Origin of the sequence: Hydrogenobacter thermophilus TK-6, assembly GCF_000010785.1 — a bacterium.
GTDB lineage: Bacteria > Aquificota > Aquificia > Aquificales > Aquificaceae > Hydrogenobacter > Hydrogenobacter thermophilus.
Genome location: NC_013799.1, coordinates 640,516 through 666,815 on the forward strand (window position 1 = coordinate 640,516; position 26,300 = coordinate 666,815).

Here is a 26,300-nt window from a genome sequence, read left to right on the forward strand (position 1 = left end):
TTATAAGGTATGAGGAAAGTTTTTTTGTTGATGGTCTTCACCTTTCTGTGGGCGCATGCTGAGGAGGAACTCACCTTTAGACAGGTTATGCAGGTAGTCAACAGTGCGACTTTGCGCATGCTTGAAGGTTTTTTGATGAACAACGATGAGCTTATAATCCGTGGTGCTCAGGAGATAGCTCACCATCCCATGCCAAAGGGTGGACCTCTGGCTTACATAGACCCATCCAAGAGGGAAGAGTTTGCAAAAGCTATGCCCACCTTTGAAAGGCAGGTACACGACTCTGCGGAGGAGGTCTTAAGGCTCATAAAGGAGAAAAGAAGGGATGAAGCTTACGAAAAGTTCAACTATATGGTAAAAGGTTGTATGGGATGCCACAGCTTATTTAGGGATTACGGAAAGAGATGAGCAAAGAGAGGCTTCTGGAAGAATTAAAGAAAGTCATAGACCCACACACGGGAATGGATATAGTATCCATGGGGTTAGTAAAGAGTCTGGATGAGAGGGAAGGGAAGGTCAGAATCACCATAAAGCCCACAAGTCCCTTCTGTCCCGTAGGGGAGTACTTACTCAAAGCGGTTAGGGACATTATTACCTCCATCGGTTATGAGGCGGATGTAAAGCTTGAGGATTATGCGTTTGGGGAGGATGCACATGAGGATTGATGTAAGAGACCTTGAACCACCACAGCCTATGATAAGGGTAGTTCAGGCTCTTGAGAAGCTCCAAGAAGGTGAGGTTCTTGAGGTTCTCGGCTCCAGACCCTTTACCCACCTTTTACCCAGGCTGTCCGAGATGGGATACGAATACCAGCTGGAAGAGACGGAGGAGGGGTACCTTCTGAAGGTATGGCACAGCGGAAAAGCTAAAGAAGAGAAATTATCTTTTGAGGAGCCAGAGTTTGAAATAAACGAGGATACGAATGTGGGTAAGCTCTTGGAAAGATTTCCACAAGCTCTTGAAATCCTCATAAGGTACGGCTTTACTCCCCTTAAGAATCCTATTCTTAGGAAGATATTACCCTATACGGTTAGCCTTAAGCAGGCTAAGAAGATAAGAAGGATGTCAGACGAGAAGTTTCAGGAGATGCTCAGAGAGTTAAAGAAGTTAACGGAGAGATGATAAGACCTGCATCCTTTATAAAAACTACACCCCTTTACATACTCATCTTTTTCCTCCTTCTCCTGGCTTCGCTTTTGCAAAAGACTCTGGGCAAAAACTACACAGATACGCTCATATTCTTTGCATTTCCGGGGCTAATCTCTGGCACGCTCTTCCAGATATACCCTACACTTCAGGGACATCCCTTCAGGGGTGAGCCATTAATTTATGTGCACTTGGCTGTGTGGTTTATTAACTTGCTCTTCTACTTCCTAAAGGGCAGTGTAAATCCCTACGCCTATTTGCTCCTTAGCTCTATACATACCGTGCTTGTACTTCTTAACACTAGGAAGATAAAGGACTCTGTTGTGCTTTTCTTCCTTACGGGTAGCCTTTTTTACCTGCTTGCAGGTGTTTTGATAAAAGAAAACCCCATATTTGTGAAGCATCTTATCACCGTTGGGTACTTTATGCCCATAATAGTAGGCTCTTACTATGTGTTTGTACCCATGCTTCAAATAGAGGAACTAACAAAAAGGGGTTTAATCTGGTTAAATTTTCTTCTCCAGGTTGCCAGCTCTGTGCTGGTTCCCCTGTTCTGGTATATTTCTGATTACACGCTCCTGTCTTACTCCGGCACACTACTGCTTCTGTCCGTAGGTACGCTTTCTTACAGCGTTTACCATATGCTGAGCCAGAGGAAAAGCCCCTTAAAGGGTCTTGATGTGTCAGTTCAATTTTTCATACTTGGTCTCTTTATGTGCTGGTTTTTTCTGCTGGTAGGTGTTCTCACTGCCGGTAGTGGAAACTTTGGTTTTTTCCAACTGCATTCCGATGGTATGCTCTACGGCTTTTTAACCGCCATAAGCGTAGGTGCATCTTACCACATAATCCCCTTCCTACTCTGGTGGAGAAGGTACGCACCAAGAATGGGCAAGGAAAAAGTGCCTACCCTGAAGGAAGTGTTAAACATAAGCGTGGTAAAGAAGCTCCTTATACTCCTTCCTCCTCTAACAACGGGACTTTTCTTCGGAGACATGGTAAATCCCTATGTGGAAAAAGCCTTCTCCTTAGCTCTTTTCCTCTTGCTTGGCTATTACACAGTTAAGATTTTTCCTCTTGTTTTAAAAACCCTCAAAAGTTAGACTTTCAGCAATGTACTTCGGAACTCTAAATCCTCGGACTCTCCCACTATACCCCTCTCAAAAACCTGTTTGTCCACCCTTGTGGGCTCGAGGGAAGATACGATATAATCCATGCACCTGTAAGCCTTGTTGGGGTCACCGCAGGTATAGACATCAACGGTGGCAAGTCCGTGCTCTGGCCAAGTGTGGATGGACAGGTGGCTCTCCGCAAGCAGGACAACGCCAGTGGCTCCATGAGGGTGGAACTGGTAGTAGTGGGAGGAAATTTTGGTAAGACCTGCAACTTTGACGGCACTTTCCAACAAGTGCCTTATGTCCTCGACCTTATCAATAAGGTCGGGGTTCACACCGTACAGGTCCGCTAAGATATGCAGTCCGAGGGTCTTTGCCATTTTCTCTCCTCCTGGTCAAAGTTTTTGAGCAGGGCAAAAAGCCTCATCACAAAACACCTCCTTTAAAACAGAATCTTAAATTATAATACTTTTTATGGAAAAATCAAGAAGAAAAACGAAAATTAGACCCACCTCTTCTGTGGTAAAGCAAGCAGTTTTTAACATACTGGGAAACATAAACGGTTGCCTGTTCATAGACCTCTTTGCAGGGACTGGGCAGATGGGATTTGAAGCAGAAGAAAGGGGAGCCAAAGTTATTTTTGTAGAGAAAAACCTTAAGCTTGCTAAAGAGATTATCAAGAAAACCAAGAGCAAAGTGGTGATATCGGATGCACTAAAATTTCTGATGAGCTTTGAAGACAGGGCAGATGTGATTTTTGCAGACCCCCCTTATGACTATGAAAATTACGAAAAACTCATAGAACTTTCTTTAAAAGTCCTCAATAAAGGTGGAATTTTCATATTAGAACACAGTAAAAAAGTGGACTTTAATTCAAGCAAGAAGAAAGTTTACGGTGATACGGTGCTGTCCGTATGGAGGAGAGAGGATGACTAAGGTGGTATATCCGGGAACCTTTGACCCTCCTCATCTTGGGCATCTTGACATAGTCAAAAGGAGCTGTGAGATATTTGACCGCGTAATGGTGGCTGTGGCAAAAAATCCAAGGAGAAACTTGCTTTTTAGCATGGAGGAGAGGGTGGACATGTTTAAAAAGATGGTAGAATGCCTGGGCGATAAGGTGGAAGTCAAGGGATTTGACGGACTTTTGGTGGACTTTATGGCTCAGGAGGGAGTAAGGCTGATAGTGAGGGGTGTCAGGCTCTTTACCGACTTTGAGTACGAGCTTCAGATAGCTATGAACAACTACAAACTTGCAAAGGTGGAGACTATTTTCATGATGCCTTCACAGGACTACATACACATAAGTTCCACCATAGTCAGGGACATAGCCTCTTACTGCGGAAACATAAGCGGTCTTGTGCATCCTTATGTGGAAAAAAGGCTAAGAGAGAAGTTCAATTGCCATCAACCTTGATGCTAAGCTTTTGGTAATACCACTCTACACCTAAGAAACCTCTTTTGGTTATATACTCCACAGTATCTCCTACTTGTACTCTCTCGTAAAATTTTTTTGAAACCTGTAGGTGGTCGCACCAATCCTTTTGGGAATGCAGATGGGCAAGGACTATACGGTACTTTACACTACCTCCCTTCCCAGTGCTTGTGTATTTTTCTACCACCTTATCGGTTTTGACCTCTGGTAAAGACCTATCAAGCTTTCCGTTTATGTACATAAGAAAAAACAGGCTTATGAAGGGAATAGCCAGAAGCCAGGCGGTTAGTGAGTAAACCAGCACCCTAAATCCTAACCTAAAACTTCCCGCTAAAAGCATTCCTACAAGAGCATACAAAAACGCAGAAGGAAGCAATAACTTAAAACCAACTCCGAAAATTTCAAGAGAGCAAACCGGGTCGTACCTATAAAACCCCCCAACTATCCCCACAGCACAAAGCACAACAGTGATAACTACGGGAAGTTTAATGGACATCCAGCTCCTAACATGCTCCCTGTAGTGTGTAGCATCAGGAAGCTTAGAGAGCAGGCTCAAAAACTCTTTCATTATGGGTAAAGCTTTCAGTACCTTCTCTCTGTCCCCTTCGCGGGGATGATTTCTTATCTTCCAGCTAAGGCTCAATTTGTCTTTTTCTATGCGTACCTCATTAACCTGTCCCTCTTGAAAAAGCTTTTCCACCAACTCCCTAAAATTTTTGTAGTTAATAACCCTGTTAAACCAGCGTTCGTCCTCGTACTCTGCCCCCAAACCACCAAAAATCTCCTGGGAGAAAAGCCTGTTCCATATGCTTCTCTTGTAAAGCTTAAGAAAACCTGTAAGGTTTGTCTTAGCTCTCAGCGTCAGGCGTTGATTGGATTTAGCTCCCTCTGTGAATATATCCATCCTTATTCCATCTAAGTCTATTTTGCCGACAGGGTTCAGGAGAAACTTTATCTGTATCTCCTCTGCGCCCAAAGACTTGTAAAAGCTTACCCTCTTTTTCCAGAAGTCCCAGAAGAGGAGAGCCACCAATAAAAAAACCAGCAGGTATACAAAAATCATCTCACCTACTCCTGAGCTTTAGTAGTACCGTGTAATGCTTTTTTATACGTGTACGAAGAGTGCCCTTCTGTCTTTTTACAACCCTCTCAAGCAAAGTAGCGCCTACACCTAAACCCTTTCCCGCTGAGTTGCTTATATCGTTTCTGAAGATAAGGCTCACCGTCTTATTGGTCTTACACATCTTTATGTGCAGAAAGCTCTTTGAGTGTTTTATGCCGTTGCTTATAATGTTGTAAAGTATATCTCTGAGGTCTGTTTCATCCGCGTAAATATAAGCCTCCTTTAGCCTTACCATCATCCTTTTCCCTTTGGCTTCTTCCTCCAAGTAGTTTAGGGTTTCTAGTATAAGACTATCCAGCCTCACCCACTCTCTTTTTATGTGCCTTTCTTCTCTGAGAACATTTAGTATAAGGTTCATGTCCCTTTCTACCCTTATAAGGCTCCTTTCAAGTCTCTTTAAGACCTCCTCATCTTTCATCTTAGCTTTTAAAAGAGCCAAATTTACCTTCTGTACAGACAGGAAGTTTCCAAATTTATGAGCGACCGAAGCCACCAAGCTTTTAGTCCATTCCTCTTGTTCTTCTATCTTTCTAAATAAACCTTCGGTTAAAGCTTGGTAAAGCAAAGCTAATAGAAATACGACAAAGAACTCCACCGCCAGTATTCGTCTGAAAAGTTCTTTTACAGAGCTGTCTGCATATTCAGGGTTTATATTCACGTATATATTACGGTCTATGTACCTGGGGTCTTTGAATACATAACTAAGGTGCTTCTCCTGATAGTTTTCACTTACTCTAAAGTTTTCATCACCTTTGTATGAACCTCCGGAAAGCACATAAGCCATGTAGTGCATGTATGCCTGGCTGTATATGTTTTGCTCTACGAACCTGTTTATCTCGTAAAGCATTACGGTGTTTATAGCTCCCAAAGATACGAGCATGGATACGAAAAAGTACAGAAGATGGAGCTTGCTCCTAAGCTTCAATTTTATACCCTCTACCCTTCATGGTGGTTATAAAGCCCTCTGGGAGGAGCTTCCTGAGATTTTTTATGTGTGCCCTTACCACCTCGTCCCCTACAGGAGCATCCCCCCATACATAGTTTAGTATCTCTTCTGAGGATACAAACCTTCCACGGTTTTCTACAAGGCACTTGAGGATTAGCCAATCTTTTCTGGTTAGGTTTATGACCTTCCCGTCAACGCTCACCAGCTCCCTTTCTAAGTCTACCTCCACACCACCCAAATTTACGATAACATTCCCCCCAAGCTTTCTTCTATAAAGAGCCTTAAGCCTCAAAAGAAGCTCCTTGGGTTCAAAAGGTTTTGTTATGTAGTCATCAGCTCCTGCCAGAAAGCACTTCTCTTTGTCATCAAGCCTGCTTTTGGCTGTAAGTACCAAAACGGGAGTTTTTTTATCTCCTTGCCTTATTTTCAGGAGTAGCTCCTCACCGGATATATGAGGCATCATAAGGTCCAACACTATAATGTCATAGCTTGAGACAGTAAGCAAATTAGGAACTTCTCTTGGGTCGCTCACATGGTCTATGTGCATCCCTTCCCTCTCAAGGTACTCTTTTAGCGACTCCCCCAGAAGTTTGTCATCCTCCACCAAAAGCACCTTCACAAATAATATTTTAAATAGTATCAAGGAAAAGCATTAGCAAAAAGCCTGCCAGAAAGCCCAGAGTGGAGACCGTGTGAGAGCCTTCCGAGTAAACCTCCGGGAAAACCTCCTTTACGGTTATGTATATCATAGCGCCTCCACCTATGCCTAAGCCCAAGGCAAGAAAATTCCTGAAAGTATCAAAGGTGTAAAAGCCAAGCAGACAAAAGAGGGACTCAACTATCCCACTCAGAACACCGGTTACAATGGGGACCATGATTCTGTCGTTTGCCACCATAAGAGCCAAAGTCACTATAAGACCCTCCGGTATATCCTGAATGGCTATAGCTATGGCTGTTGCGGTGCCAGTTTCTAAAGAGTAGGCTGATGATACGCCTACTCCAAAGCCTTCTGGTATGTTGTGAATGGCTACACCCGCAACAATCAAGTAGAGTTTTTTAAGCTTTTGGCTTTTTATGGCACCTTCTGCACCTTTTATCACATGCTGGTGAGGGAAAAGATGCTCAATGATGCCTATAAGGGCAAAACCCATAAGTATGCCCAACGAAGTTTGCGCAAAGCCTCCTTTTTGTATGCCGGGAATTATGAGACTTGTAAAGCTAGCCACCAGCATGACCCCTCCGGCGAAGGAGAGGTTCAGGTTAACGCTCATGGGAACTTTCTTAAACATCACAGCCATAAGGCTGCCGGCAGAGGTACCCAAAAGCAAAAGCAACGAACTAAACCATATATTACTCATCACATCAAAGAAGCTCGGAGAGCCTGAAGATGGAGTATAGCTCTATGCCTTCCCTGCGTATGTTTTCCCTTCCTCCCTCTTCCCTGTCCACTATGGCAAAAACTCCTAAAACTTCTAAGTTAGCTTCTCTGCAAGCCTTTACCGCTTTTAAAGAAGAGCTGGCTGTGGTGACCACATCTTCAAGAACTACCACTTTATCCCCGGACTTTAAAAGTCCCTCCACCTGTCTTCCAAGTCCGTGCTCCTTCTTTTCCTTTCTGACTACAAAGGGTTTTATAGGGTTGCCATCCATGTAAGACACAAAAGCCACAGCGTAGGCTATAGGGTCGGCACCAAGTGTCATACCACCTGCACCCTGTGGATGAAGAGGCTTTATAGCATCATAAACAAGCTTTCCCACCATGTAGGCACCTTCAGGGTCAAGGGTTATCTGCTTGAGGTCTATGTAATACCTGCTTAACTTTCCAGAAGAGAGTCTAAATATGGGTTCCTGCGCTACTTTCAGGCACTTTTTTATTATCATAGCCTTTAGCCTATCTTTAAGCATTGCCTTTTAGTTTCTGCTTTGCATACTCCATAAGCCCACCAGCTTTCAGAATAGCTTGAAGTTCTTGTGGAAACCTGGTAGCCTGGTATTCCTTTCCAGTAGTTATGTTTTTTATTATGCCTTTCTCAAGGTCAACTTCCACCTCATCACCGTGGTTTATCTCGTCCACAGCTTGGGGAGCTTCAACTATAGGAAGACCTATGTTTATGGCATTTCTGAAGAAGATCCTCGCAAAAGACTTGGCTATCACCACAGGCACACCTGCATACTTTATGGCTATGGGTGCGTGCTCCCTTGAGGAACCAGAACCAAAATTTTTACCTGCAACAATGATATCCCCCTTCTGGTGATCCTTGGCAAAGTTTGTATGCTCAGAGTCTTCCATCACATGCTGGGCAAGCTCATAAGGGTCTGATGTGTTTAAGTACCTGGCAGGTATTATCTGGTCTGTATCTACATTATCTCCAAACTTCCACACCTTTCCTCTTATGACCATGTGAAAATTATACACCTGTTTATAGTTCCATTATTTCTTTTTCTTTTGTCTCCACCAGATGATTTATCTGGTCTATGTATCTGTCAGTGAGTTTTTGTAGTCTGTCTAAAGCTCTCTTTATTTCATCTTCAGACACACCTTCAAGCTCCTCTATCATCTCTTTGGCGTCTCTGCGTATATTTCTGATGGCAACCCTGGCTTCTTCTGCCATTTTGTGAAGTAGCCTAACCAATTCCTTTCTTCTCTCCTCTGTAAGAGGAGGCAAGATTATTCTGAGGGTGTTTCCCTGCCTCTGTGGATTTAGACCTAACTCTTCCATAATAACTTTCTCCACGTTTGGCACAGCGTTGCTGTCCCACAGCTGCAGCACTATTTGGTTAGCTTCTGGAACTGATATGCTACCAAGCTGCTTGATGGGGACCTTTGAACCGTAATATTCTACCTTTAGCTCCTCCACTAAAGCTGTGCTTGCCCTTCCTGTCCTCAGCCCACCTATTTCGTTCTTAAAGTGATTTACCGCTTTTTTCATGTCCTCTTCTGCACTTTTAAAAATATCTTCCATCATGCATTCATCCTCCTCTATTTGACTAAGGATCCTACCTTCTGACCCATAACTGCCTTTAGCAGGTTTCCCGGCTTTTTTATGTTCAAAACCAGTATGGGTATTTTGTTTTCCATACACATGGTCATGGCTGTATGGTCCATAACTCTTATATCTCTTGTTATGGCTTCCAGGTAAGTGATCTCCTCTATGAACTCCGCTTTGGGATTTTTTAAGGGATCCTCTGTGTATATACCGTCCACCTTTGTAGCCTTTATAAGAAGCTGGGCTGATATTTCAGCAGCTCTGAGTGCAGATGCGGTATCAGTGGAAAAGAAGGGATTGCCTGTGCCTGCTGCAAAAATGACAACTCTTCCCTTCTCCAGGTGTCTTATAGCCCTCCTCCTTATATAAGGTTCAGCTACCTGTCTCATCTCTATGGCAGAAAGGACTCTGGTGGGTATCTGAGCAACCCTCTCTAAGGCGGACTGCAAAGCAAGCGCATTTATAACCGTTGCCAGCATTCCCATGTAATCACCTGTTGCCCTGTCTATACCTATTTCAAGTCCTTCCACACCTCTGAAAATGTTCCCCCCACCTATCACTATAGCTATCTGCACCCCGTGTTGGTACAGTGACTTTATCTCTCTGGATATGTACTCAAGAAAATCTGGACTTATACCATAGTCCTCATCGCCTGCAAAAGCTTCACCCGAGAGTTTTATAAGCACCCTTTGGTATTCGGGCTTCTCAGCATCCATCAGGCGCCACCAAGCTCGTACCTTACGAACCTCTTTATAACTACCCCTGGAGCGCTTTCTCTCAGGTACTGACCGACAGTTTTTTTATCATCCTTTATGAAGGGCTGTTCAAGAAGCACCTTCTCCTGGTAGAACTTTTTTATCCTGCCTTCTACCACCTTATCTATTATATTCTCAGGTTTGCCTTCTTGTCTTGCCTGCTCAGAAAGAATTCTCTTTTCCCTCTGTATAACCTCTGCGGGTATAGAACTTACATCCACAAATTCCGCCTTCATGGCTGCTATCTGCATAGCTATGTCCTGAATTACCCTAAGGACTTGTGGATTTATAGCCTCAGCTTGATAGTCTATAAGTACGCCAACTCTTCCTATGCCGTGGACATATGCATGGAGAAAGCCATCCGTGTCAAACCTTGTAAATCTCCTAAGCTGTATGTTCTCACCTATCTTCGCTATGGCAGACTTTATAACATCCTCCAGTGTTTGAGAAGGGTCCTGAAAGTATGGTTGCTTTAGCACATCCTCTCCAGTGCCTTCTTTGTTTGCATTTTCGGGAATTTGGGCTATGTGTTTGGCAATGTTTAGGGCAAGCTCACTAAAGTGTTCGTTTCTGGCAACAAAATCCGTCTCACAGTTGAGCTCTATTATCACCCCTACCTTTCTGTCTTCCGAGATATAGGTTTGCACTATCCCCTCCTTTGTCTCTCTACCTGCCTTTTTCTCAGCTTTTGCAAGCCCCCTGATCCTGAGTATTTCTTTTGCCTTTTCCAGGTCGCCACCTGCTTCTTCTAAAGCTTTTTTACATTCCAGCATGCCTGCCCCGGTCATCTCTCTAAGAGTTTTTACCATCTCTGCACTTATCATCTCTTTACCTCCATCATTCTATCTCTTCCGCACCTTTATCAATGTATTCGTACTTTTCAGACATCTCCATGGCTTTCTCAAAGAGCGCTTTCTCTTCCTCTTCCACGGTAACCACCTTTCTTTTTACCGCTTCAGCAGGCACCTCCTCTCCAAGTCTCTCCCTCCTTTGCTTACCCTCTATAACAGCATCTGCTATCTTGGCAGTAAGTAGCTTTATGGACTTTATGGCGTCGTCATTGCCAGGGACAGGATAATCTATCACATCGGGGTCACAGTTGGAATCCGCTATTGCCACAATAGTCACTCCCAGTTTTCTTGCTTCCTGCACCGCTATGTGCTCCCTAACTGTATCAACGATCCACACCATATCGGGCACCCTCTCCAGGTTGAGTATGCCAGCGTAGAGTTTGCGCAGGTGTTCCATCTTTCTCCTCATCATTCTCACTTCCTTCTTGGGAAGCACTTCAAATACACCTTCCGCTTCCATCCTCTCAAGGGTTTTGAGCTTCAGCATACTCTTCTTTACAGTTCTAAAATTGGTAAGCAGTCCCCCCACCCATCTTTCGTTTATATATGGCACTCCTGCCCTTTCTGCCTCTTCCTTTATAACATCCTTTGCCTGCTTCTTTGTGCCTACAAACAGTATCTCTGCACCCTCTGCTATTCTGTCCGCAACAAAGTTGTATGCTTGCTCCAAGTACACCACCGTCTTGTTAAGGTCAATGATGTGAATACCATTTCTGACACCGTACAAAAAGGGTGCCATTTTGGGGTTCCACCTACCTTTTGAGTGGCCAAAATGTACGCCTGCTTCCAGCAGATCCCTCATAGAAATCACTGCCATAATATACCTCCTTGGGTTTTGCCACCCTTTTCCTTGACCCTTTCGGGCAACCCAAGCGGAAAAGGTGCGGTCTTGGTAAGTTTATTATAACATATCTTTGGTAAATCGGTAAATCCTGCCACAGAACTTGCACACCACCTCTGCAGGACCTTCGCTCAGGATCTCCTCCAGCTGGCTCTCCTCAAGGAGAGATAGGCTTGACCTGGCTATCTCTTCATTGCACGGACAGTAATACTCCACCTCTTTGAGTCCTACGAGCCTTGGCTCTTTGTCTTTAAGTATCAAACGGGCTATGTCTTCTGGGCGTGACCCTCTCATCAGTAGCTTCTCAAGGCTTATATCTATATTACTGAATGCATCTCCCATCACCTGAAGAAGATAACCACTGGCCACCAGCACCTTACCTTCAGCATCAAGTAATACAGATAAATCTACGGTAGTTTTCACCTGCTCGGATTGCTCAAAGTAGTAGGCGAGATTTTCTTTCATGCTATCGCTTACCACTGGGACTATGCTGGTGTAGGGTGTGCCAAGTCTGAGCTCTTTTATAACAGTAAGTGTGCCCTCCCAAGGTCTTTTTACTTGTCCTTCAATAAATCCCCTCACTCTTCCCATTCCGTCAGCTTCTGCAACGACTACTCCATCTTGCAGGCTCAATTTTAGTAGCACCTTCTGTTTTGTAGCGTGTTTTATGGATGAGGTAAGCAAGAGAACGGATAACAGCGCTTCTCCTAAGATCTTGGTCCTTTCTTCATCAAGGGCGTGTATTCTTCTTGCAGTTTCCACACTTTTTGAAGCTCTGAGAGCATAAACCCTCATGAGCTCAAGCTTTGGAACAGCTATAACCATGTAATCCCTTTCCTGAAAGTAATCTTTCAGCTCTTCCCGAGTTTTTTCATTTAGATCTTTGTATAGCATAGTTTTTAAATATATCTTCTTTGAGCCATCAAAAACAAGCTTATAATTTATCCTTATGGAGGTTTCCACATGCTAAGAGCATTCCTCATCTTGGCTATTGTCTTCACATATGTAGCTATGGTGTGGGGAGGGTTGGTGAGGTCTTCGGACTCGGGACTTGCCTGTCCAAGCTGGCCTCTATGCTATGGAAGCTTTGAGCCTCCCAAAGATACAGCGGCAAAGCTTGAGATGGGGCACAGAACGGTAAGCAGCCTTGCTGGCATATTTACCCTTTTGAGCTTTGTGTATGTATGGAAAAAGACAAGAGGTCTTCCAAAGCTCACTTCCACCATAGCCCTTGCCTTTACCTTCAGCGCAGCACTTACAGGTATGAAAATGATAAAGGCTGAAACACCACACCTTAAGTACCTTTCCCATATGCTCTTAGAATCCGTGCATATATACGAGTCTATGATAATATTAGGCTTTTTAATACTGACTTACAGGCTTATTTACAAAAGAAGTATGGAAGAAGGTGTCCCTCTTTACGCATACATCTTTGCTCTTATAACCATGATAACCGGTGTACTTGTAAGATATACGGGATCTGGTGAGGCTTGTGGGCATGAATGGCCTACCTGCAACGGGAGTCTGATTCCGGACTTCACCAGCTGGAAGGTAACTTTGCAGTTCCTTCACAGAAATCTGGCTTACACCACCTGGCTTGCCTTTCTTTTGGCTCTCGTTAGTAGCTTTAACAGAACTACCCTTTTATCTTTTGTATTCGTAAACTTACAGTTTGTGTTTGCCATATCTATGGTGCTTACCGGATTTTTCCTGCCCCTTAGCTTTATGGACACGGCTATGGGATTTTTCTTTTTTGCCTGGCTCACTTATAATGTGCAAATAAAACCCACAATAAATCTCAAGGTGAAAGAGGTATGGTAGCAAAGGCGGTAGCAACTTATACTAATGTGGTAAGAGACTACATCCTGCTCACAAAGCCTGGCATAGTTATGCTGGTGCTTATAACTGCGCTCACAGGTATGTATTTGGCTAAAAGAGGCTTTCCGGACAGCTGGCTCATATTTTGGTCTCTGCTGGGTACAGGCTTAGCGTCTGCAGGCTCTGCGGTGTTAAACCAATTCTTTGACAGAGACATAGATGCTGTTATGTCAAGGACAAAAAACAGACCCATACCCTCTGGAAGCGTTAGTTCCGTCAATGCCCTCCTATTTGGTGTAATACTGCTCACTCTATCCCTTTACATTATGTTAGCCTTTGTAAACCCAGTTGCCACCTTCTTTACCGTCATGGCATCCTTCTTTTATGTGGTGGTTTACACTTTAGCCCTAAAAAGGAGGAGTCCTTTAGCTACTGAAATAGGTGGCATTTCCGGTGCGCTTCCGCCCGTTATAGGATACACTTCAGTGACTGGACAGTTTGGGATTGAACCTTTAATACTGTTTTTAATTATGTTTGTGTGGCAACCTCCCCACTTTTGGGTGCTTGCTGTAAAATACGCAGAGGACTACAGAAAGGCAGGTGTGCCAACTTTGCCCGTCGTAAAGGGTATATTTCAAACCAAGGTGAGAACTCTTCTGTATACTGCAGCGCTCTTTCCCATAAGTTTGCTCCCCACCCTCTACGGCATAACCGGTAAGATATACTTTTTTACAGCCTTTGCCCTGAGCTTGGTATATCTCATACTCACTCTGAGATTCTTTTTCTCCAAAAGCTCCAGAGGAATGTCTCTCTTCTTTTACTCCATCATATACCTTGCCCTTCTTTTCTCCGTCATGGTGTTTGATATGGTAAGATGAATAGACATGGAAAAGAGGTGGTTTCTGCTCTCTGTAGTTTCTTTGGGTCTTGGTGGGTTTTTAGCCTTCGTGGTGGCAATGGCAAGAACGCCGGGAGTTTATCAGTACTTCCCCCCTGGATACTTTTATTACGCTCTTATAGGGCATGTGGACCTGGCTATAGTCATATTCCTCCTCTCCTTCACACTTTTAGTATGGAACAGGGTATACCGTGCTGATACAAGAATAGCTTTTTATCTTTCTCTCTTGGGTTTTTTGGGTGTAGCGCTGTCCGCCTTTCTCGGTAAAGGCACTGCAGTTTCCAACAACTACCTGCCGACCATAGTTCATCCTATCTTTTTTGGCGGTATCATCCTCTTCTTCTGCGGCTTTACCTTGGGAGCTTTTAGTGTTTTAAAGTCATCTATCAGGGATATTATCTCCCCTGACCCCGTAAAGAATGCAGTAAGTGTTAGCGTTATGCTTGGTATTTTGATGATGCTTGCGGTGATCCCATCTTATCTGCGTGCGGGGGACCCGTCCAATGTGTACATATTTTACGAGAGGCTCTTTTGGGCGCCAGGGCACATACACCAGTTTTTAAACGGTGCAATGCTTCTCTACGCTTGGTACTATCTTCTTGCTCTCTTAGGAAGTGAGAAGAGGCTAAATTTTTTGAGGTTTATAAATCTATCTTTTTTAATCTTTGGCTTTTTGTTATTCTTAGTGCCAGTCCTCTATGCAGACCCCATATCAATGCCTGCAAAGATCTTTACAGAAGTTAGCTACGCAGTTGGGCTTGGCATTCCCATGTTCCTACATGCCTTTAATGTGATAAAAGGTTTTAAACCAGATGTAAAAAACCCCTTCTCGTCCGCTCTATTGCTTTCCCTGAGCCTTTACTTTCTTGGCGTGCTTATAGCCTATGCAGGCATAAAGGCTGATTTGCGCGTGCCTGCTCACTATCACGGAACTGTAACCAGTCTCACCTTGGCTCTCATGGTGATCTCTTACAAGCTTGTGCAGGAGTATGGTTATACTCAAAGACTGAGTGCGCTTAGCAGAGTCCAGCCTTACCTTTATGGCGTTGGTATGATACTCTTCATACTGGGTCTTTACTTTGCAGGAAGGGGAGGGGCGCCCAGAAAAACCTATGGCACAGGCTATACTCAGGACCCTGTGGTTTTGTTCTCTCTTGTTATCATGGGCATAGGAACACTGATGGCAGTCATAGGCGGTGTCATGTTCGTTCTATACATTTTAAGGTTGTTACTAAGAGGACAAGTTTATCATGGGCTACAGGAAGATAAAGGATGATAAAGCGCTGGCAGTTGCCATATCCCTCTTTGCCATAGTGCTCATCACTTACTTAATCACCATAATAGTAGCTTACGTAATGACAAATCATCGCTGACGCAGTCTGAGGTTTCTAAAAAAGTCCCTGAGGAGTTTCTGCGCCTCCTCTACAGGCATATACTCCCATCTTACTCTGTGATGGAACCTCATGTCATCCAGCAAGCTATACATACTCATAACACCTCCGTGTCTGTAATCCTGTGCTAAAAAGATGAGCCTTTCCACTCTTTTGAGTATCATGGCATAAGTGCACATAACACAAGGCTCTAAGCTCACATAAATCTCGCATCCATAGAGGTACTTTCCGCCCATGCTTTCGGATGCTTCACGGAGGGCTAACATTTCCGCGTGAGCGGTAGGGTCTTTTAGCTCTTCAACGCGATTGTGTGCCTTAGCTATAACTTTTCCATCCTTTACCACTACGCATCCTACAGGGGTCTCCCCACGCTCATAGGCTCTCCTGGCTAAGTTAAGACACAGCTCAATAAATTTTTCCATCAGTATATGATTTTAGTGCATATTGAAAGGGGTCATGGAAAGGCAGTTTTTGAGGAGTATCCTTTAATGAATAGAGGAGGTGAAAAATGAAGAATTTATATACAAGGGAAGAGCTTGCGGGAAAAGGCATTTATATACAAAGTGATTTGCCCGACAGCATAGAGATAACCGACCAGGCAATAGTGGTCAAAAAGGGTAGCCATACGGTGGAGATACCCTTAAACTCACTGCGTGCAAAAGCCCTTCTTGATAGACTTTCTTATAAGGGAGAGCTTGTTCAGGAGATATACTTATAAGTTAATGAGTAAGCCCAAACTGATCTTTTCTGAGACGCATGCGGTAAAAAAACTGCTAAGAGGATTAAAGTTAAACACGGTATGCGAAGAATCACATTGTCCCAATATTTCTGAATGCTTTGGTGCCAAGACAGCCACCTTTATGATATTGGGGGATGTCTGCACAAGAGGTTGCACTTTTTGCAATGTATCCAAAGGCAAACCGGGATATTTGGACCAAGAGGAGCCTTACAGACTTCTTGACGCAGTTAAAAAGCTGGGACTTAAGTATGTGGTGATAACATCTGTGACAAGGGACGACCTTCCCGACGGTGGAGCAGAGCAGTTTGCCAGATGTATAAGGGTGCTCAAAGACCATCTTAAAGATGTCAAGGTGGAAGTGTTGGTGCCTGACTTTAAGGGTTCGGTGCGGGCTCTTGAAAGAGTGCTGAGCGAAGGACCTGATGTTTTAAATCACAACATTGAAACTGTGCCAAGACTTTACAGCAAAGTGAGAAAGGGTGCCAATTACTCAAGAAGCCTACATATACTGAAGAAAGCTAAGGAGCTTTCCCCCTCCATTTTTACCAAATCTGCCATTATCTTAGGTTTTGGAGAAAAAAAGGAGGAAGTAATATCTGTTATGAGGGATTTAAGGGAAGTTCACTGCGACTTTCTAACCATAGGACAGTATTACCAGCCTTCCCTTAACCACCATCCCGTAGTTAAGTATTACACACGGGAGGAGTTTGAGGAACTGCGCCATATTGCCCTTTCTTTGGGATTCAGATATGTGGCAAGCGGTCCTAATGTCAGAAGCTCTTACAGAGCTTTTGAGGCTATTGGGGAATAACATCGTCATCTTCCAGGTATTCGCCTACTCTTACCTCTATAAGTTCTGCAGGTATAAATCCGCTGTTTCTTATCAGGTATGGAGTCGCTTTGTTAACAAAACGGCTATCACCTACGCTAACAAAAGACTCTTCACCTTTGGAGTTAAACAGAAGAGTTCCCTTAAGGACCATCCAGGTTCTTGTGCTGTGCATGTGCATATGCGGACCTATCTCCCTATTTGGATAGATGGTTAGCTTGTATATCTTGTATGCATTTCCTTCATCAAGCAAAAGTCTTTTCCCCCACCTTTCGTGCAACTCTACATGATACTTGGCTTCTCTCCTGCCCATACTTATAAGATGGTTAACAAGGTCTTTTACTTTGTGGGAGGCATCTCTGCTTAGGACAAGCACAGCATCCCTCTCTTCCACCACTGCCACATCCCTGACACCAATCAATGCCACCAATCTATCAGTGCTATATGCTAAGGTATTCTCCGAGTCCAAGCACAAGGTATCCCCCACATGGACATTGCCTTTATGGTTAGAAGGAAGCACCCTGTAGAGCCCTTCAAAGGAACCTACATCGCTCCAGACAATGTCCATAGGTATAACTGCCCCCCTTTTTGTTTTCTCCATCTGCATGTAATCAAAGGCTATCTCGGGAAGCTTTGAGTAATTTTCTATCATAACCCCAAAACTCTCGCCTGAGAGTTCCCACATATGAGAAGCGTTAATCTTTATCTCTTCGAGCCCTACCTTTATGGTGAAAGCAAAGTTGCCCGAGTTCCACATATAAGACCCATCTCTTAAAAAATCCTGTGCCAGCTGGTAAGAAGGTTTTTCTACAAAGCGTTCCATATTATAAGCAACAGCCTCTCCCTCTGAAAGCAGTTTCTCTCCAAGTTTTATGTAGCCAAAGTTGGTGTCTGGATGGGAAGGCTTTATACCAAAGGCTACCACATAACCCATCTTGGCTACCTTCTGAGCAAACCTAAGATAATCCAAGTATCTCTCTTCTGGCTGGATGTAGTGGTCTGATGGAATAACAAAGAAAACCTCATCTTCGGAAGAGGAGAGCTTCTCAAGTGCAAAAAGTAGTCCCAGCAAAACTGTGGGTCCCGTATTCTTTCTTTCAGGTTCAAGGATCAGAGAGTAGCCATCATAAGGATAAAGGTCGTTCCTAACATGGTATTCATACTCCTTTGATGTGGCAATTATTATATCCCTGTGGTCCAAAAGCCTTAGGAGTCTCTCGTAGGTAAGTCTCAGAAGTGATTTTTCCTCAAATATCTTAAGAAACTGCTTGGGATACTTCTCTCTTGAGAGGGGCCAAAGGCGTGTCCCGCTCCCACCTGCCATTATGAGGGCTTTCATAGTATAGAATTATACTTTATGCCTTGGACTGTTATAGTAAAAAGAGAGTTTCAGGCAGCTCACTTTCTTACTGACTATCACGGCGCACCTGAGCCTCTTCACGGGCACACTTGGAAGGTAGAAGTTTATATAAGGGCGGATAGCTTAGACAGTGGAGGAATGGGCTTTGACTTTGTAGAGATTGATGGGTTTTTGAAGGAGATCCTTCCAGATTATACGCTTTTAAACGATATTTTTGACTTCTCCCCCAGTGCGGAAAATGTTGCCAAGTGGCTGTATCATAAGGTAAAGGATAGATACCCCACAGTCCAGAAGGTGGTGGTTTGGGAAACGCAATACTGTGGTGCCGAGTATTGGGAGTAATGCTATAATATAAGAGTGCCTATAGAGGAAAGTTACAAAAGGGCTTGTCTTGAAAAACTCAAAAAGGTGGAGGAGTATATAAAAAACTTTCTTCAGGAGATTTTAAGTCAGGTGGATGAGGAAGACCTTGAGTACGGAGTGAGTCAGGAAGCTACCCTAAGCGGTCTTGGTGAGCTGTGGGAAGAGGGTGTTGAGAAGAACAACTACATGGAGGTGGTTTTTACAGAAATTATGGAGCATCACGACGGTGCTTATTTGAAAGCTACTTTTAGAAACTCTACAGAGGATGCTTCTGCAGAGAGGTATATAAGCGTGTGGAGTTCTGGAAGGGTTGAAATGTCGTATGCCCTATTTTTAAGCTTAAATTCTGTCTCTGCAAGGGTTGAGAGGGTAAAAGGAGACACTTTTAGGTTCTTTTTCAAAAAGTAGATGCGCGTATTTTTCTCTTTGGGAGAGAGGTCTGCCAGCAATTACATTTACCACATATTCAAGGATGTAAAGGGGATAGAGGCATGGGGGATAACTGATGAGAGGCTGGAAAGCATAGGCTTCAAAAGTGTAGCCAAAATAGAGGACCTGTCAGTTGTGGGTATAATGGAGGCTCTACCCAAGATACCTTTTGTACTCAAGCTATACAGGAAAATAGAAAACTTACTACCTTATATGGATGTTCTGGTACTTTGCGATGCACCTGCCTTTAATCTGCCACTCCTCAAAAGGGCAAAGGGTAAGGTAAAGAAGGTCGTCTACTTTATATCTCCTCAGGTGTGGGCTTGGAAGGAAGGTAGGGCAAAGCTTATAGCGGAATATGCTGATCACCTCGTGGTGATACTTCCCTTTGAAGTAAACTTTTATGAAAGATACAAAAGGGAGAGCCTTAAAATCCATTATGTTGGGCATCCTCTGTTGGATATAGCAAAGCCTTCCCAGAGCAAGGAGGATTTTTTAAAGTTTTTGGGTATTGAGAGGTTTGTGGGTCTTTTCCCCGGAAGCAGGTGGAATGAGATAAAAAGGCACTCACACTATTTGAGGCGTGTATTTTTAGAGCTTGTCAGAAGATACCAACTTTTTGGCGTCATTCCCACCTTTGAAAGCTTTAGGGAGTATTTGGAAGATGTGTTTAAAGACCTACCTGTCAGGATCATAACACACAGAGATACACCAAGTCCTTCCTACGATACTATGGCTTATTCGGTCATTTCCCTGGTAGCCAGCGGGACTGCTGAGCTTGAAGCGAGCCTGCTTTTGAACCCTCACATAGTCTTCTACAGAGTCCATCCTCTTACATATCTTATGGGAAAGGGACTTGTAAAGGTAAAGTGGGTGTCTCTTACCAACTTGGTACTGGGCAGAGAAGCTGTGCCTGAGATAATTCAAAGGGATTGGAAACATCTATACAGAGCTTCGGAAGAGCTTCTAAAGTTTGAGCATCTAAAGGAGAGTATGACGCAGGATTTTATTAAACTTCGTCACCTTTTGGGAGATGAGGGAGTAATCAATAGATTAAGAAGCCTGTTTCTCAGCATCTTCCAAGAAGTTTAAAACATCTCTAAAGGGCTTTGGGTCCTCTATCTGAAAGTCCATCCACTTTTTGGTAATAGGATGATAAAAACCCAGTTGGTAGCTCACCAACATATGGCATTCACCCATAAGGTTCAGAATTTTTCTATCTACCGAAGAGGTCTTAAAGCCGTAAGTTTTATCTCCCAGTACAGGATGTCCTATAAAAGAGAGATGCACCCTGATCTGATGAGTTCTGCCTGTGTGTATGCGCACATCTAAAAAAGTTATCCTGTGTTTTTCAAACCTCTTTATCACCTCATACTCCGTCTTTGCTGGCTTCCCATCTTCTACTACGGAAAACTTTTTTCTGTCAACAGGATGCCTACCTATAGATTTTTCTACTGTGCCCGAATCCTCTCTTAAAAGTCCGCTCACTAAAGCATGATAGCGCTTTAGCACCCTTCTTTGCATAAACTCCTCCACAAGACTCCTGTGAGCCTTATCGCTTTTTGCAACCACCATAAGCCCTGCAGTGTTTTTGTCCAATCTGTGGACTATGCCCGGTCTTTCTTTCCCCCCAATACCGGAAAGCTCCTTTATCCTAAAAAGCAGAGCATTTACCAGCGTTCCTGAGGAGTAGCCGGGTGAAGGATGCACCACAAGACCGCAGGGCTTTATAAGCACCAGTATATCCTCATCCTCATAAACCACATCAAAGGGTATGTCCTCAGGAAGCACCTCTAAGGGTTCCACCTGCGGTATATAGAAAGTGATCTTTTGTCCCGCTTTGAGCCTCCTGGAAGGTTTTTTAATTTCTTTGTCATCTACCAGCACAAAACCATCCTCTATGAGTTTTTGCACATAACTCCTTGAAAACTCTCCGTAAGCTTCAGTTAAAAAGAGATCCAACCTTTTGCCTTGAGCTTCTTGATCAACTACAAAATCAAGGACCTCCACTATTCTCTTGGTTGATCCTGACATGGATTACAATTTCCCGCGGTTCCTCCTCAAGATTTAGGCTCTTTACAAGCCCCACCACCACATTGTGAGTTACTCTTTTGGGAAAGTCTTTAAGTCTTATGTCCTTCCCATTTATTTTTATCACCACCTCTTCCATAAGGAATATTTTACATCACCTTAACTTTCACAACAGAATAATCGCCATGTTTTTCTACCAGCACCCTCTGATCAAACTTTTCTGCAAGGTCTTCCAGGTGGCTAATTATGCCTACCATCCTACCAGCGTTGAGTTTTATAAGCTCAAAGAACTCTCCAAGGGACTCCCTCGTTTCCCTGTCAAGGGAGCCAAAGCCCTCGTCTATGAAAATGCTCTCCAAAGGTGCGTTGTGAGAAACTATGTCGCTGACTGCAAAGGCAAGTGAGAGACTCGCCAAAAATGTCTCACCCCCACTGAGAGTAAAAACACTTCTTTCGTGTCCCGAACTTCTATCTATCACCAAAAGGTCACCTTCGTTTAGTTTAAACTCGTATGTGCCAGAGCTGAACTTAAGAAGGTAAAAGCTTGCCCTGTCAGTTATAGTTTGCAACATCTGCCTGCTTACAAACTCAGGAAAGTTCTCGCTTCTCATATCTCTTTGTAAAGTTTCGTATTTCCACAGCTCCCTGCTGATATTTTGTAATTGCTTCTCTATATGCTCCCTTCTTTGTATCTTATGCTTTATATCCACCAACTCTCTGCTTAAGAAGCCTATCTCCTCATTTATCTTGTACATGATTTGCTCTAAACCTTTGACCTTTCTTTCTAAATCCTCTTTACTAATGTGCTTTGGATAGCCGGCAATCCGCTCTTGTAAAAGACTTATATCTCGTTTGAGGCTTTCCATGTCTCTCTCGTAGTTATTTATCTCCTTGTCAAGTTTTTGTATCTCATCTTCAGGAAGGTAAAAAGACTTTAAAGTTTCCAAGTCTCCAAACTCCTGAAAAGCTGGATATAGCTCACATGCAAGCTGATTGAGCCTTTCTTTAAGCTCCTCTTCTTGCCTTTCCTTTCCCTCCATTTGCACCTTTATACGCTCAAAGTCTGCCGAAAGCTCTTTTAAATACCTACTCACTTCTTCGTATCTTTTTTGTATTGAATTGATCTCTTCTTTTAAGTTTTTTAACTCATCTTCCAGCCGTCTTACACTTCTGGCTGGGTCTATAACTGGCTCTCCTATCTCCTTTAAAAGTCTTTCTTCTTCCTCCTGAAGCTGGGCAAGAAGTCTTTGACTATGCTTTATGCTTGTTTCTAACTTAGATAGTTCCACCTCTTTGGAAGATTTTTCCTCTTTTAGCTTTTGAAGTTTCTCCCTACATGCTTTTTCTTTCTCTCTCAAGCTTAGAAAGGTTTTATAATTTTCCTCCAGAGTTCTGTATCTTTTTTGAAACTCTTGAAAATCAAGCTTAGTGTAAGATATTATCTCCTCTTTTTTCTGTATAAGACTGTTCTTTTGTGTCCTTTTCTCACTCAAAAGCTCCACCAGTTTATGCTCTTTTTGTCTTAAGTTTTGAATCTCCTCTTTTACATTTTCAACGCTTGTGCGCATCTCTAAAGAAACCATGTAAACATTTTCCACCTTATTCCCACATACAGGACATGTATCCCCCGGAGATAGCTTGAGCCTAATTTGGTGGATGTATTCTTCAAAGAGCTTGTCTTCCAACTGCCTTATCTTTGATTGAACCTCGCTAAGCTCTATCTCCTTTTGCTGTATATCCTTATCTATCCTTTTAATATACTCATCTATCTTGGGAATGCTATCATACATAGGCTTTAACTGCTGAGCTTTGGCGTATTTTGCTTCTATACCTTCAAGATTTTTTAGCTTTTCCTCCAAATCCGACAGATAATTGTTTTGCTGTTGGAGCTTCTCATTCAGGTCTGTGAGAGAATTGCTTATGTTCTGAAGTTCTTCTTCACTCTTGGAAATTTCCATGTTTGTTTCGTAAATCTTTCTTTTGATACTCTCAAGGTTGTTTAATTTTTCTTTCTTTATCTCCAGATGGTTTATTTTCTCTCTCATCTTGTCAAGTTTTTTGTATTTTTCTTCAATTTTCTCGTATTCCTCTTGGACTGATTTTATCTCTTCAGAATATTTAATTAACTCGTGCTGAAGTTCTTTTTTCTCTTTGATAATTCTGTCCTTCTGATTAAGTATGCTTTCGTACTCTCTAACAAGAGGCCAATAAATGATGACTCGTTTTGCCTTTTCAAGCTTTTCCTTCTTTTGGTTTATCTCCCCATGTTTGTTTAAAAGTTGTGAAAGCTGAAAAGTTTTTTGACTAAGTTCATTTTCCAGTCTCTCTTTTTCTATAGCTTTTTGCAGTTCATCACTTAACCTTTCCTTTTGGTCTCTTATACTTTTGAACTCTTCCTGCTTCCTTTTTAACTCTTTTTCCTTCTGCTCAAGCATTGTTTGGTTGATACTTTTGAGGGATTCATACTCAGCCTCCAGAATTCCTTTCTCTCTTTCCAGCTCCTTTAGAGTTTCCTTTATTATGCTGCTGATTCTTTCAAATATCTCATCGTAGCCCAAGAGTCTGTTGAGTATTTCTCGGCGTTCCGCTGGTCTTTGAGGTTTTAAAAACCTGTCAAACTGTCCCTGAGGTAGCACCAGCACTTTGGTGAAGGTTTCGTAATCCATGCCAAGGAGCTTAGACACATAATCCTCCACCTCCCTTACCTTTAGGTTGAGAAGCCTTGATCCTTCGTAAAACCTTACCATGGGTGGTTTTGAAGGTTCGTACTGTCTGTCCACAGCGTACCTTTTGCCTTTGACGGAAAACTCAAAATATACTCTCATACGCTTTTGTCCTTTTGAGAGAAGGTGTTCGTGAATACTTGTGCCTTTGTATCTTGGCACCTTTCCATACAGGGCATAACACATGGCATCTATTATGCTTGTCTTTCCTGCTCCGGTCCTTCCCTGTATTATGAAAAAGTTAAGGTCAGAAAAGTCTATTTCCTGAAGTTTTTTGTAAGTGGTGAAGTTTTCCAGCTTAAGCAGTATGGGCTTCATGCTCTGCTTTCCCAAGTATGTTTATAAATTCCTTTTTTATATCTTCGGGCAGTTGGCATCTGTAAGTTTTTCTATAATAAGTTTCATAAGCAGAGACAAGGTCCAGCTTCTCGCTCTTATAACTCTCTTCTGCGTTGTTTTCTGCTATGGGTTCAATTTCAAACCTGACAAGTCTCTCTCCCAACACATCTTCCAAATTCTTCTTTTTAATGGATATGGTGCTATCCCTCATATCCGTTTCTAAGACTACCTTCACAAGACCTTTAAGTCCTTTAAGATGGCTTAGCACGGCGTTAAAATTATCCTTCACCCCTATCCTGACCTCGTAAAGCTCCCTCTTTAGGTCCAGCTTTATGGGTCTTACCTCCTGCTCTTCAAGAAGCACCAAATTTACATACTTTTCCATACCCTTTTCGGAAAAGTCTATTTGGTATAGACTACCCGAGTAATAAATTCTTGAACTAATTATCTGTTGGTGTCTGTGTACATGCCCGAGCGCTACATAATTGAACGCCGTGGGTATGTGCTCTGGCTTTATGGCGTAAAACTCTCCTATGCTGGCTTGTCTTTCTGTCCCAGACACTTTTGCCTTCTCTATCATGATGTGAGCCAGAAGCACGCTCTGCTGGGCGTCTTCTACTTCTTTGGCCAATGCCTTCAGGTAATTAGCCACTTTTTCGGTATAACTCCTCTGCGTATGCTCCTCTATGTGAGTGATAACCCTTTCGCTGGGGTAGGGGAGGCACGCAATGGTAATGTTTCCCAATTTTATGATGCAGTCTTTGGGATTTTTGCAAGGTCTGTCAAAGGCATGTATGTTGGCAACTCTTCCAAGATTTTTGTAAGACTTTATAAAGTCATAGCTATCGTGATTGCCAGCTATTAGCACCGTGTGTATGCCTGTCGTATGTATCCTTGTAAGAAAGTCCATGATGAGATTATGTGATTCGTGGTCTGGATGTGATTTGTCGTATATATCTCCTGCAATTAAAAGCACATCCACCTTCTCCTCATGGCATATGCTTATTACCTGCTCAAGGGCATAGTGGAGGTCCTCGTTTCTGTTGGTCCTTCCAAGGGTTTTACCGGCGTGCAAATCAGATATGTGCAAAAGCCTCATCTTAAACTGCTCCTTTTGAGAATGTTCTCCAGTTTTTCTACGAGGGGATTCATAGGCTCTTCTTCCATCAGATAAGCATACTGACGCTCCACCTCAGAGAGTACCTGGGATATAACCGCCTCTGGGTCATCCACCAGCGTTAAAAGTTTCGTATCTTCCTGGCTTATAGTACGGTGAGGTACCATTACCTCTCGCATAAAATCAAGGAGAGGTCCCCAGTACTTGCTACCAAAGAGTATTACAGGAAATCTATGGCTTTTGCCTGTCTGTATAAGGGTAAGAGCTTCAAAAAGCTCATCAAGAGTGCCAAAGCCCCCGGGAAATATCACATACGCAAAGGAGTACTTGATGAGCATAACTTTTCTTACAAAAAAGTAATCAAATTGAAGGGACTTATTCTGATATCTGTTGGGCACTTGCTCTTTGGGTATCTCTATGTTTAATCCTACAGATAAAGCACCAGCGTCGTAGGCTCCCCTGTTGGCAGCCTCCATTACGCCAGGTCCACCTCCCGTTATTATACAAAAACCCATCTGTCCCAGTCTGAAGGCAGTCCTGTAGGCAAACTTATAATATTTGTCCTCTTCTCCAAGTCTTGAGCTACCAAAGAAGGTTACCGCAGGTCCCACATTAGAAAGCTCATCAAACCCGCGAACGAACTCACTCATTATCTTGAGGACACGCCATGTGTCCCCCTGCTTTATTTTTAGCTCTTCTATAAGCCTAAGTTCCTTACTGTTCATTAATGTCCTTTACCATACCCTCAAGTTTTAATAGCTGACCTTCCTGAGGACTGTTTATATTCCTGGAGGGTTTAACTACAACCTTCTTCCTCTTTATCTTGTGCTTTGCCTTGTGCTTCTTTTTATGTATGCTCACTTTCTTGTGCTGTGCTTTTGCATAGGCTTGGTGGCAAACAGGCTCCAAAAGACTTACTCCCAAAAACACAAGCAGTACAAAGCTTATCCATCTCATACTGAGCACCTCCTTTGTCCCCCTCAGGGACCACTCAGAAATATAAACCAACAACTTTTTATATGTCAAGCAAAAATGAGTTATCTTGCACTTGACCAGAAAATTTTGTA

Annotated in this window: 36 protein-coding genes; 16 read left to right on the forward strand and 20 right to left on the reverse strand. The window is 43.1% G+C overall.

Annotated elements, in window-relative coordinates:
* Positions 1 to 9: 9 nt before the first annotated feature.
* Genes HTH_RS03405 through HTH_RS03420 form a run of 4 tightly spaced genes read left to right on the forward strand, consistent with a single transcriptional unit; the run spans position 10 to position 2,246 of the window.
* Positions 10 to 408, forward strand: a complete 399-nt coding sequence (locus HTH_RS03405) for a hypothetical protein (RefSeq protein ID WP_012963320.1) — start codon at positions 10 to 12, stop codon at positions 406 to 408.
* The gene (locus tag HTH_RS03410; protein WP_012963321.1) at positions 405 to 665 is read left to right on the forward strand and encodes a metal-sulfur cluster assembly factor; all 261 of its coding nucleotides are present in this window, start codon (positions 405 to 407) and stop codon (positions 663 to 665) included. Before HTH_RS03405 ends, HTH_RS03410 begins: the two co-directional genes overlap by 4 nt.
* On the forward strand, positions 655 to 1,122 hold the full coding sequence (locus tag HTH_RS03415; protein ID WP_012963322.1) for a DUF1858 domain-containing protein: 468 nt from the start codon (positions 655 to 657) through the stop codon (positions 1,120 to 1,122). Before HTH_RS03410 ends, HTH_RS03415 begins: the two co-directional genes overlap by 11 nt.
* Positions 1,119 to 2,246, forward strand: coding sequence for a hypothetical protein (locus HTH_RS03420; protein ID WP_012963323.1), 1,128 nt, complete (start codon positions 1,119 to 1,121; stop codon positions 2,244 to 2,246). Before HTH_RS03415 ends, HTH_RS03420 begins: the two co-directional genes overlap by 4 nt.
* Here HTH_RS03420 and speD read toward each other — a convergent pair.
* A complete protein-coding gene (gene speD, locus HTH_RS03425) occupies positions 2,243 to 2,638 on the reverse strand; it encodes an adenosylmethionine decarboxylase (RefSeq protein ID WP_012963324.1) in 396 nt (131 codons plus the stop codon). The two genes, HTH_RS03420 and speD, sit on opposite strands and share 4 nt — an antisense overlap.
* A 94-nt stretch (positions 2,639 to 2,732) precedes the next feature.
* Here speD and HTH_RS03430 point away from each other — a divergent pair, with 94 nt between their 5' ends.
* Together HTH_RS03430 and coaD are read left to right on the forward strand one after the other, a co-directional pair.
* Positions 2,733 to 3,194, forward strand: a complete 462-nt coding sequence (locus HTH_RS03430) for an RsmD family RNA methyltransferase (RefSeq protein WP_012963325.1) — start codon at positions 2,733 to 2,735, stop codon at positions 3,192 to 3,194.
* Entirely contained in the window at positions 3,187 to 3,675 is a 489-nt protein-coding gene (coaD, locus tag HTH_RS03435) for a pantetheine-phosphate adenylyltransferase (protein WP_012963326.1), read from the forward strand. Before HTH_RS03430 ends, coaD begins: the two co-directional genes overlap by 8 nt.
* Here coaD and HTH_RS03440 read toward each other — a convergent pair.
* The 4 genes from HTH_RS03440 to HTH_RS03455 are packed head-to-tail and all read right to left on the reverse strand — an operon-like array spanning position 3,656 to position 6,994.
* Positions 3,656 to 4,756, reverse strand: a complete 1,101-nt coding sequence (locus tag HTH_RS03440; RefSeq protein ID WP_012963327.1) for a hypothetical protein — start codon at positions 4,754 to 4,756, stop codon at positions 3,656 to 3,658. The genes coaD and HTH_RS03440 overlap by 20 nt on opposite strands.
* Before the next feature lies 1 nt (position 4,757).
* A complete protein-coding gene (locus HTH_RS03445; RefSeq protein WP_012963328.1) occupies positions 4,758 to 5,741 on the reverse strand; it encodes a sensor histidine kinase in 984 nt (327 codons plus the stop codon).
* On the reverse strand, positions 5,731 to 6,381 hold the full coding sequence (locus HTH_RS03450; RefSeq protein WP_012963329.1) for a response regulator transcription factor: 651 nt from the start codon (positions 6,379 to 6,381) through the stop codon (positions 5,731 to 5,733). Before HTH_RS03450 ends, HTH_RS03445 begins: the two co-directional genes overlap by 11 nt.
* A 10-nt stretch (positions 6,382 to 6,391) precedes the next feature.
* Positions 6,392 to 6,994, reverse strand: coding sequence for a ZIP family metal transporter (locus HTH_RS03455; protein WP_232500466.1), 603 nt, complete (start codon positions 6,992 to 6,994; stop codon positions 6,392 to 6,394).
* A 37-nt stretch (positions 6,995 to 7,031) separates the two neighbouring features.
* On the opposite strand from HTH_RS03455, the gene HTH_RS10135 reads away from it, so the two are divergent.
* Positions 7,032 to 7,160, forward strand: a complete 129-nt coding sequence (locus tag HTH_RS10135) for a hypothetical protein (protein ID WP_267878554.1) — start codon at positions 7,032 to 7,034, stop codon at positions 7,158 to 7,160.
* Here HTH_RS10135 and pyrE read toward each other — a convergent pair.
* The 7 genes from pyrE to HTH_RS03490 form a co-directional block, all read right to left on the reverse strand.
* On the reverse strand, positions 7,125 to 7,667 hold the full coding sequence (gene pyrE, locus HTH_RS03460; RefSeq protein WP_012963331.1) for an orotate phosphoribosyltransferase: 543 nt from the start codon (positions 7,665 to 7,667) through the stop codon (positions 7,125 to 7,127). The genes HTH_RS10135 and pyrE overlap by 36 nt on opposite strands.
* A complete protein-coding gene (gene leuD, locus HTH_RS03465) occupies positions 7,660 to 8,163 on the reverse strand; it encodes a 3-isopropylmalate dehydratase small subunit (RefSeq protein WP_012963332.1) in 504 nt (167 codons plus the stop codon). The genes pyrE and leuD overlap by 8 nt, the downstream gene beginning before the upstream one ends.
* A 19-nt stretch (positions 8,164 to 8,182) precedes the next feature.
* The gene (gene frr / locus HTH_RS03470; RefSeq protein WP_012963333.1) at positions 8,183 to 8,728 is read right to left on the reverse strand and encodes a ribosome recycling factor; all 546 of its coding nucleotides are present in this window, start codon (positions 8,726 to 8,728) and stop codon (positions 8,183 to 8,185) included.
* A gap of 14 nt (positions 8,729 to 8,742) precedes the next feature.
* The gene (pyrH, locus tag HTH_RS03475) at positions 8,743 to 9,465 is read right to left on the reverse strand and encodes a UMP kinase (protein ID WP_012963334.1); all 723 of its coding nucleotides are present in this window, start codon (positions 9,463 to 9,465) and stop codon (positions 8,743 to 8,745) included.
* On the reverse strand, positions 9,465 to 10,328 hold the full coding sequence (gene tsf / locus HTH_RS03480; RefSeq protein WP_012963335.1) for a translation elongation factor Ts: 864 nt from the start codon (positions 10,326 to 10,328) through the stop codon (positions 9,465 to 9,467). Before tsf ends, pyrH begins: the two co-directional genes overlap by 1 nt.
* A gap of 13 nt (positions 10,329 to 10,341) precedes the next feature.
* Positions 10,342 to 11,172, reverse strand: a complete 831-nt coding sequence (gene rpsB, locus HTH_RS03485) for a 30S ribosomal protein S2 (RefSeq protein WP_012963336.1) — start codon at positions 11,170 to 11,172, stop codon at positions 10,342 to 10,344.
* 84 nt (positions 11,173 to 11,256) lie between these two features.
* The gene (locus HTH_RS03490) at positions 11,257 to 12,090 is read right to left on the reverse strand and encodes an Hsp33 family molecular chaperone HslO (RefSeq protein WP_012963337.1); all 834 of its coding nucleotides are present in this window, start codon (positions 12,088 to 12,090) and stop codon (positions 11,257 to 11,259) included.
* A gap of 69 nt (positions 12,091 to 12,159) precedes the next feature.
* Here HTH_RS03490 and HTH_RS03495 point away from each other — a divergent pair, with 69 nt between their 5' ends.
* From HTH_RS03495 to HTH_RS10140, 4 genes are read left to right on the forward strand one after another with little or no spacing between them, the layout of a single operon-like run.
* Positions 12,160 to 13,017: a COX15/CtaA family protein gene (locus HTH_RS03495; RefSeq protein WP_012963338.1), complete on the forward strand. Its 858-nt coding sequence runs from the start codon at positions 12,160 to 12,162 to the stop codon at positions 13,015 to 13,017.
* Positions 13,011 to 13,892, forward strand: a complete 882-nt coding sequence (gene cyoE / locus HTH_RS03500) for a heme o synthase (RefSeq protein WP_012963339.1) — start codon at positions 13,011 to 13,013, stop codon at positions 13,890 to 13,892. The genes HTH_RS03495 and cyoE overlap by 7 nt, the downstream gene beginning before the upstream one ends.
* A gap of 6 nt (positions 13,893 to 13,898) precedes the next feature.
* Positions 13,899 to 15,188 (forward strand): cbb3-type cytochrome c oxidase subunit I, encoded by a 1,290-nt coding sequence (locus tag HTH_RS03505; RefSeq protein WP_012963340.1) that lies wholly within the window; start codon positions 13,899 to 13,901, stop codon positions 15,186 to 15,188.
* The gene (locus HTH_RS10140; RefSeq protein ID WP_014462580.1) at positions 15,163 to 15,285 is read left to right on the forward strand and encodes a hypothetical protein; all 123 of its coding nucleotides are present in this window, start codon (positions 15,163 to 15,165) and stop codon (positions 15,283 to 15,285) included. Before HTH_RS03505 ends, HTH_RS10140 begins: the two co-directional genes overlap by 26 nt.
* Here HTH_RS10140 and HTH_RS03510 read toward each other — a convergent pair.
* Positions 15,276 to 15,725, reverse strand: coding sequence for a nucleoside deaminase (locus HTH_RS03510; protein ID WP_012963341.1), 450 nt, complete (start codon positions 15,723 to 15,725; stop codon positions 15,276 to 15,278). The genes HTH_RS10140 and HTH_RS03510 overlap by 10 nt on opposite strands.
* 86 nt (positions 15,726 to 15,811) lie before the next feature.
* Between HTH_RS03510 and HTH_RS03515 the strand changes: the two genes are divergently transcribed.
* Both HTH_RS03515 and lipA read left to right on the forward strand, forming a co-directional pair.
* Positions 15,812 to 16,021 carry a hypothetical protein gene (locus HTH_RS03515; RefSeq protein WP_012963342.1) on the forward strand — a complete coding sequence of 70 codons (210 nt, stop codon included), beginning with the start codon at positions 15,812 to 15,814 and terminating at the stop codon, positions 16,019 to 16,021.
* 4 nt (positions 16,022 to 16,025) lie between these two features.
* Complete coding sequence (gene lipA / locus HTH_RS03520) at positions 16,026 to 16,853, forward strand: lipoyl synthase (RefSeq protein ID WP_012963343.1); 828 nt, start codon at positions 16,026 to 16,028, stop codon at positions 16,851 to 16,853.
* Here lipA and HTH_RS03525 read toward each other — a convergent pair.
* Positions 16,840 to 18,210, reverse strand: coding sequence for a mannose-1-phosphate guanylyltransferase/mannose-6-phosphate isomerase (locus HTH_RS03525; protein ID WP_012963344.1), 1,371 nt, complete (start codon positions 18,208 to 18,210; stop codon positions 16,840 to 16,842). The two genes, lipA and HTH_RS03525, sit on opposite strands and share 14 nt — an antisense overlap.
* A gap of 18 nt (positions 18,211 to 18,228) precedes the next feature.
* Here HTH_RS03525 and HTH_RS03530 point away from each other — a divergent pair, with 18 nt between their 5' ends.
* Genes HTH_RS03530 through lpxB form a run of 3 tightly spaced genes read left to right on the forward strand, consistent with a single transcriptional unit; the run spans position 18,229 to position 20,115 of the window.
* Complete coding sequence (locus tag HTH_RS03530) at positions 18,229 to 18,573, forward strand: 6-pyruvoyl trahydropterin synthase family protein (RefSeq protein ID WP_012963345.1); 345 nt, start codon at positions 18,229 to 18,231, stop codon at positions 18,571 to 18,573.
* A gap of 15 nt (positions 18,574 to 18,588) precedes the next feature.
* Positions 18,589 to 19,002 carry a hypothetical protein gene (locus HTH_RS03535; protein WP_012963346.1) on the forward strand — a complete coding sequence of 138 codons (414 nt, stop codon included), beginning with the start codon at positions 18,589 to 18,591 and terminating at the stop codon, positions 19,000 to 19,002.
* Entirely contained in the window at positions 19,003 to 20,115 is a 1,113-nt protein-coding gene (lpxB, locus tag HTH_RS03540) for a lipid-A-disaccharide synthase (protein WP_012963347.1), read from the forward strand.
* Here lpxB and HTH_RS03545 read toward each other — a convergent pair.
* The 6 genes from HTH_RS03545 to HTH_RS03565 are packed head-to-tail and all read right to left on the reverse strand — an operon-like array spanning position 20,077 to position 26,190.
* Positions 20,077 to 21,057: an RluA family pseudouridine synthase gene (locus tag HTH_RS03545; protein ID WP_014462581.1), complete on the reverse strand. Its 981-nt coding sequence runs from the start codon at positions 21,055 to 21,057 to the stop codon at positions 20,077 to 20,079. The two genes, lpxB and HTH_RS03545, sit on opposite strands and share 39 nt — an antisense overlap.
* Positions 21,020 to 21,193, reverse strand: coding sequence for a hypothetical protein (locus HTH_RS09950; RefSeq protein WP_012963349.1), 174 nt, complete (start codon positions 21,191 to 21,193; stop codon positions 21,020 to 21,022). Before HTH_RS09950 ends, HTH_RS03545 begins: the two co-directional genes overlap by 38 nt.
* Before the next feature lie 10 nt (positions 21,194 to 21,203).
* On the reverse strand, positions 21,204 to 24,095 hold the full coding sequence (locus HTH_RS03550; protein ID WP_012963350.1) for an AAA family ATPase: 2,892 nt from the start codon (positions 24,093 to 24,095) through the stop codon (positions 21,204 to 21,206).
* Complete coding sequence (locus HTH_RS03555) at positions 24,076 to 25,215, reverse strand: metallophosphoesterase family protein (protein ID WP_012963351.1); 1,140 nt, start codon at positions 25,213 to 25,215, stop codon at positions 24,076 to 24,078. The genes HTH_RS03550 and HTH_RS03555 overlap by 20 nt, the downstream gene beginning before the upstream one ends.
* The gene (locus HTH_RS03560) at positions 25,212 to 25,958 is read right to left on the reverse strand and encodes a TIGR00730 family Rossman fold protein (protein WP_012963352.1); all 747 of its coding nucleotides are present in this window, start codon (positions 25,956 to 25,958) and stop codon (positions 25,212 to 25,214) included. The genes HTH_RS03555 and HTH_RS03560 overlap by 4 nt, the downstream gene beginning before the upstream one ends.
* Positions 25,948 to 26,190 carry a hypothetical protein gene (locus tag HTH_RS03565; RefSeq protein WP_012963353.1) on the reverse strand — a complete coding sequence of 81 codons (243 nt, stop codon included), beginning with the start codon at positions 26,188 to 26,190 and terminating at the stop codon, positions 25,948 to 25,950. Before HTH_RS03565 ends, HTH_RS03560 begins: the two co-directional genes overlap by 11 nt.
* Between the last annotated feature and the right edge of the window lie 110 nt (positions 26,191 to 26,300).